At 51.7% G+C, this 6,226-nt stretch carries 5 protein-coding genes and 1 pseudogene; all 6 read left to right on the top strand.

What is annotated here, in order from left to right:
- Window positions 1-437: pseudogene (locus tag AC1WIP_RS10060) on the top strand (transketolase); the annotation flags it as partial.
- The gene (locus tag AC1WIP_RS10055; protein WP_481141701.1) at window positions 437-1,396 is read left to right on the top strand and encodes a transketolase family protein; all 960 of its coding nucleotides are present in this window, start codon (window positions 437-439) and stop codon (window positions 1,394-1,396) included. The pseudogene AC1WIP_RS10060 and the gene AC1WIP_RS10055, both read left to right, overlap by 1 nt.
- Before the next feature lie 366 nt (window positions 1,397-1,762).
- Window positions 1,763-2,611, top strand: a complete 849-nt coding sequence (locus AC1WIP_RS10050; RefSeq protein WP_481141700.1) for a peptidoglycan recognition protein family protein — start codon at window positions 1,763-1,765, stop codon at window positions 2,609-2,611.
- Window positions 2,612-2,682: 71 nt separating this feature from the next.
- The gene (gene rpe / locus AC1WIP_RS10045) at window positions 2,683-3,342 is read left to right on the top strand and encodes a ribulose-phosphate 3-epimerase (protein ID WP_481141699.1); all 660 of its coding nucleotides are present in this window, start codon (window positions 2,683-2,685) and stop codon (window positions 3,340-3,342) included.
- A gap of 26 nt (window positions 3,343-3,368) precedes the next feature.
- A complete protein-coding gene (locus AC1WIP_RS10040) occupies window positions 3,369-4,646 on the top strand; it encodes a chloride channel protein (RefSeq protein ID WP_481141698.1) in 1,278 nt (425 codons plus the stop codon).
- Window positions 4,646-6,226, top strand: a 1,581-nt coding sequence (locus tag AC1WIP_RS10035) for an alpha-amylase family glycosyl hydrolase (RefSeq protein ID WP_481141697.1), incomplete at its 3' end; no start/stop codon positions are given. The genes AC1WIP_RS10040 and AC1WIP_RS10035, both read left to right, overlap by 1 nt.

Here is a 6,226-nt window from a genome sequence, read left to right as displayed (position 1 = left end):
ATTTCCGGATATACACTCTTTTGGGAGATGGAGAGATCGAGGAGGGGCAGGTCTGGGAGGCGGCTATGTTTGCAGGCTTCCGTAAGCTGGACAATCTGTGTGTGATCGTGGACAACAATAATCTGCAGATCGACGGTCCCATCGATCAGGTATGCTCTCCTTATCCCATTGACAAAAAATTCGAGGCGTTCAATTTCCATGTGATCAACGCAGACGCTCATGACTTTGACGCTCTCAGGGCAGCCTTTGGGGAGGCGAGAAACACCAAGGGAATGCCTACCTGTATTGTGGTACATAGCTTAAAGGGCAAGGGCGTATCCTTTATGGAGAACAGTGTGGATTGGCACGGCAAGGCTCCCAATGATGAGGAATATGCGGTGGCAATGGCCGATCTGGAAAAAATCGGCGCAGAATTAGAGAAAGCAGGTGAAGCATAATGGCAGGAAATAACGTGAAGGAAACCACCGTGAGAAAGATTGCTACCAGAGAAAGCTATGGAAACGCCTTAAAGGAGCTGGCGGAGGAATTTCCCCAGCTGGTGGTGCTGGATGCGGATCTTGCGGCGGCCACAAAGACAAGTATTTTTAAGAAGGCTTATCCGGAGCGCCATATTGACTGTGGTATTGCCGAGTGTAATATGATGGGGGTGGCAGCAGGACTGTCCCTTGTGGGAAAAATTCCCTTTGTCAGCTCCTTTGCCATGTTCGCGGCGGGCCGTGCCTTTGAGCAGGTGCGCAATTCCATAGGGTACCCTCATTTGAATGTGAAAATCGGAGCAACCCATGCAGGCATCACTGTGGGAGAGGATGGAGCAACCCATCAGTGCAACGAGGACATTGCGCTGATGCGGACCATTCCCGGTATGGTGGTGATGTGTCCTTCTGATGATGTGGAGGCAAGAGCTGCTGTCAGGGCTGCCCTGGAATATGAGGGACCGGTCTACATCCGCTTTGGACGGGCGGCAGTGCCGGTCATCAATGACAGGCCCGATTATCACTTTGAGATCGGAAAGGGCACTGTGGTGCGGGAGGGAGAGGACGTGACCATTGTGGCTACGGGAATCTGTGTGGATTCTGCCCTGGGCGCTGCAGAAAAGCTGGCGGCTGATGGCATAAGCGCCGAGGTGATCAATATCTGCACCATTAAGCCCCTGGATGAGGAAATCGTGGTAAACAGCGCCAAAAAGACGGGAAAGGTGGTAACCGTTGAAGAGCACTCCGTGATCGGGGGCTTGGGCAGTGCGGTATGCGACTGTCTGTGCGCAAAGTATCCTGTTCCCGTAAAGAAGCTGGGTATGCAGGATGTATTCGGGGAATCCGGCTCGGCAGCAGCCCTGGTGGAGAAATACGGACTGGATGCGGCGGGGGGTTTTTGGGCTGTAAAAAAATTTTTATAAGAAAACACCTTAAGAAAATTTAAGAATTTCGTATACAAAAACGAAACATTTTTCTGCTATTGTATGTTTTAAGATGTCAGGGTCAAAAGGTCTCCCAGTCACAAATCGTCAGAATTGTTTGCGGCTTCGGAGTCAAGTTGCGCCAGGAATCGAAAAATTTGCTAAATGCGTTCCAAAAAATCCGAACTCGCTGCGCTCAAACAAGCGGATTTTTTTCTCACAACGCAACTTTGCCGATTCCAGGAGCAACTAAGACTCCTGCAGATGGCAAACAATTCTGACGATTTGTGACGGAACCCCCTTTTACCCCTAACATCTTCTTTAATTAGGAAAAAGAAAGCACCTAAGAGGAAAAGAGGCAGAGAAATGGGACAAGCAAACAGTCCGAAAAAGGAGCTGGGTCTGGAACTGACGAATATGAAGCGTAATCCCTACCTGGTGGATTATAGTCAGTTTCAGAAAAAGCGCCGGGAAAGGGACTTTGGCAAAGCGGCTGCAAGAAAGAAACGGGCGAGGATGCTCTTTTACAGAAGGCTGGCAGTGCTGGCCACAGCTTTTGTGGCTTTGATTGCAGCAGTAATTTTGGCAGTGTGGGCATTCAACAGGGCAGGCGGGGCAGAGGCCAGCCTGGGGAATGCAGTGGATGAAGCCGGAAAGGCAGATATGCTCTGGGAGGAAGAGATACAGGATATCCAGGGAATCAGCGCAAGAGCCTTTGGAAGGCATCCCGCCTGGACGGAGGATTTTCTCACAGTGAATGAATATTCCAGACCCGGGGATGCGCTGACGGAGGTAAACAGCATTTTTGTACATTATACCGCCAACCTGGGAACCAGCGCTGCCCAGAACAGAAGCTATTTTGAACAGCTTAAGGATACCCATGAGAGAAGCGCCAGCGCCCACTTCATCATCGGCTATGAGGGGGAGATCATCCAGTGTATTCCCCTGGATGAGATCGCCTATGCGGTGCAGACCAGAAATGAGGATTCCATTTCCATAGAATGCTGTTATCTTGCGGAGGATGGCTCCTTTACCCGGGAAACCTATGATTCGCTGATAAGGCTTCTTGCCTGGCTGACGGAAACCTATGATCTTACCGAGGAAGATATTCTGCGCCACTATGACTGCGGCGGCAAAAAGTGCCCCGTTTACTATGTAGAGAACGAGGATGCCTGGGAGCAGCTCAAGCAGGACGTGAAATCATATGAGACGTGAAATAGCAGGTTGCTATTCACGTCTTTTTTTGCTAAAATAGGCACGAAATAATAGAAAGGCTTGGGAGTGTTATGAACATTTTATCACCGTCCATTTTGTCCGCTGATTTCTGGAGGCTGGGAGAGCAGGTCAAAGAGGTGGAAAGAGCGGGCGCCCAGTATCTGCATATTGATGTTATGGATGGAATGTTTGTGCCATCCATTTCTTTTGGACTGCCGGTATTAAAGTGTATACGCAGAGAGACCTCTCTGTTTTTAGATGTGCATTTGATGGTGGAGAGGCCCGAAAGGCATGTGGAAGCCTTTGCGGAGAGCGGAGCAGACTTGATCAATTTTCATATAGAGGCAGCTTGCGATGTGGAGAAAACCATCCAGACCATAAGAAAAATGGGAAAAAAGGCAGGAATCACCATAAAGCCTGGCACTCCACCGGAGGCGGCAGCGCCCTTTCTTGGAATGGTGGACATGGTGCTGGTGATGACGGTGGAGCCGGGAGCCGGGGGTCAGGAATTGATTCCCCAGTGTCTTGACAAGGTGCGGCGTATCCGGGAAATGGCGCGGGCGAAGGGGCTTAGCCTGGATATCCAGGTGGACGGAGGTATCCGGACCGAAAATGTACATCTGGCGCTGGAGGCAGGAGCCAATGTGATTGTGGCGGGCTCGGCGGTTTTTCAAGGCGACATTGGCGCTAATATCAGAGATTTCAAAAGACGTATGGAGCAACAGGCGTAAAGATAAGCGTGGAAACGAGGCATGAAATGAAGGGGCGGGAGAAGGATATTTACACCTTCCTTATGGGGGTGGGAAGCAAATTTCTGGACTTTATCAAATGGGTGGCAATCGCGGTGGTCATCGGTGTCTTAGTGGGTCTTACAGGCACTGCTTTTTCTTATGGAATGCAGTATGCCACAGATTTCAGAACCAGCCATCCGGCTGTGGTTCTGGGACTTCCTGTGGCAGGACTTCTGATTGTATTTTTGTATCATCTGGCCCACAGGGACAATGACGGGGGAACCAACAGCATACTTTCTGCGGTGCGCTCTGAGGAGCAGCTGTATTTTTCCACGGCCCCTTTGATTTTTGTGAGCACCATCCTCACCCATCTCTTTGGCGGGTCGGCGGGAAGAGAGGGCGCGGCTCTGCAGCTGGGCGGCAGCCTGGGCAACTGCTTTGGGAAGCTGTTTCGGATGAAGGGCGCTGACGCCCATGTGATGATTATGTGCGGCATGAGCGCCTGCTTTTCCGCCCTGTTTGGCACACCCATGGCGGCTGCCATTTTTCCCATGGAGGTAGTCAGCGTAGGGGTAATGTATTATGCGGCTTTGGTGCCCTGTGCGCTGTCTGCCCTGACGGCGGCAGGGGTTGCCAGAGCTTTGGGGGCCTATGGGGAAAGCATGAGGATTGCTTATGTGCCGGAATTCACCGTGGTCACCGGAAGCAAGACTTTAGTTTTGGCAATGCTTTGTGCAGTTTTGAGCGTAGTGTTTTGTGTGGCGCTGCATGCGGCGGCCTCCCAGGGCAAAAGGTATCTGCCCAACCCGTATCTGCGCATTGGGCTGGCCGGAGCTTTGATCGTAGCTCTGACGGCGCTTTTGGGCACCACGGATTATCTGGGAGCGGGAATGAATGTGATTGACCGATGCCTGGAGGGGCAGGTGCGTCCGGAGGCCTTCCTTCTGAAACTGATTTTTACGGCCATCACCCTGGGGGCGGGCTATAAGGGAGGGGAGATTGTTCCCTCTTTCTTTGTGGGAGCGGCCTTTGGATGCCTTATGGGAGGCTTTCTGGGATTGTCTCCCTCTCTCTGTGCGGCGGTTGGGATGATCGCGGTATTCTGCGGCGTCACCAACAGTCCCATCACCTCTCTTTTGATTGCCCTGGAGCTGTTCGGAATGGAAGGGATGCCTTACTTTTTGACGGGGGTTGCGGTAAGCTATATGCTGTCGGGCTATCAGAGTCTTTACCATACCCAGAAAATCATTTATTCCAAGTATCGGGCCGAGCTGAAAAAAAGCGGCAGAGAGGAGAAAAACTGATGTGGGAGAAGAAAAAGAAAGGAAAGAAGAGAACAAATGGCTTGGCTGTCTGCCTGGCAGTCTGCCTGTGCCTGGCCTTTTTGACGGCCTGCGCCTCAAAGGAGGGAGAGACCCAAAACAGGCCCTTGCAGGTGATAGACGACAAGTACAGAACCTATTATGAAATCTTTGTCTATTCCTTTTATGACAGTGACGGCGACGGCATTGGAGATTTGAGGGGAGTGCTGGAAAAGCTGGATTATTTAAACGACGGCGACGACTCCACGGACACAGATCTGGGAGTGAACGGCATATGGCTGATGCCCGTCATGCCCTCCAATACCTACCATAAATACGACACGCTGGATTATCAGGACATTGATCCTCAGTATGGCACCATGGAGGACTTTGAAGCCCTTTTGGACCAGTGCCATAACCGGGGAATCCGTGTGATCATTGATCTTGCCATGAATCATTCTTCCAGCGCCCATCCCTGGTTTTTGAGCGCGGCGCAGTATCTGAGAAGCCTGCCGGAGGATGCTTCGCCGGACCCGGAGGAGTGTCCTTATGTGGAGTACTATCACTTTTCCAGAGAACAAAGGGGAGGCTATGTTCCCCTGGAGGGAACCTCCTGGTACTATGAGGCACAGTTTTGGAGCGAAATGCCGGATCTGAATCTGGAAAATGAAGCGGTGCGGCGGGAATTTGAACAGATAGCCCAGTTTTGGCTGGAAAAGGGCGTGGATGGCTTCAGACTGGATGCGGTGAAGGAGTATGTGACCGGCAATGAGGAAAAAAATGTGGAAATTTTGCGCTGGTTTAATGACTTTGTAAAGGCCCAGTCTCCTGACAGCTATCTTGTGTGTGAATGCTGGATGGACAGCGCTTCCTATGCTCCCTATTATGAGAGCGGCGTAGACAGTATGTTTGATTTTGACTTTGCGGATAAGTCCGGAGTGATTGCAAATGTGGTGAGCGGACGCTCGGGGGCGGAGTCCTATGGCAGGGCCCTTGTTGAGGAGCAGGAGCTTTTTGCCGCTTATAATCCTGCTTATATAAATGCGCCCTTTTATACCAATCACGATATGGGGCGCAGCGCGGGCTACTACGCGGGAGAAAACAGCGAGGCCCAGACAAAAATGGGGAACGCCCTGAACCTTTTGATGAGCGGCAATGTGTTTCTCTACTACGGGGAAGAGCTGGGGATGAAAGGCTCCGGAAAGGATGAAAACAAGAGAGCGCCCATGTACTGGAGCAAGGATGAAACGGCTCCCGGGCTTTGCAGCGGCCCGCCGGACATGGAGCCTGTCCAGATGAAATTCGACAGTCTTGAGGAGCAGAGCCAGAATGAGGATTCCATCTACAATTATGTGAAAGCCGCCATACGCCTGCGCAATCAAAATCCGGAGATTGCAAGGGGAACGGTTGCCTTCCATGAAAATGTCTCCAATGAACAGATCTGTGTGATCTCCAAGACCTACCAGGGCCGGGAGATCGTGCTGGTGTTTAATACTTCGGCCCAGCCTGCATCGGTTTCCTTAGACCAGGTGGCCGTGGGGGATAAGACGGCGGCCGAACTGGAGGTTTTGGGGGAACTGCTC

It is taken from the genome of Acetatifactor sp. (assembly GCF_982438285.1).
The sequence above is the reverse complement of the archived record's forward strand: the minus strand, read 5'-3'. Positions and strand labels throughout refer to the sequence as shown.

Coding starts and splice junctions, on each gene's coding strand:
- AC1WIP_RS10055 (WP_481141701.1), top strand. CDS start 437: ATGGCAGGAAATAACGTGAAGGAAACCACCGTGAGAAAGATTGCTACC.
- AC1WIP_RS10050 (WP_481141700.1), top strand. CDS start 1,763: ATGGGACAAGCAAACAGTCCGAAAAAGGAGCTGGGTCTGGAACTGACG.
- rpe (WP_481141699.1), top strand. CDS start 2,683: ATGAACATTTTATCACCGTCCATTTTGTCCGCTGATTTCTGGAGGCTG.
- AC1WIP_RS10040 (WP_481141698.1), top strand. CDS start 3,369: ATGAAGGGGCGGGAGAAGGATATTTACACCTTCCTTATGGGGGTGGGA.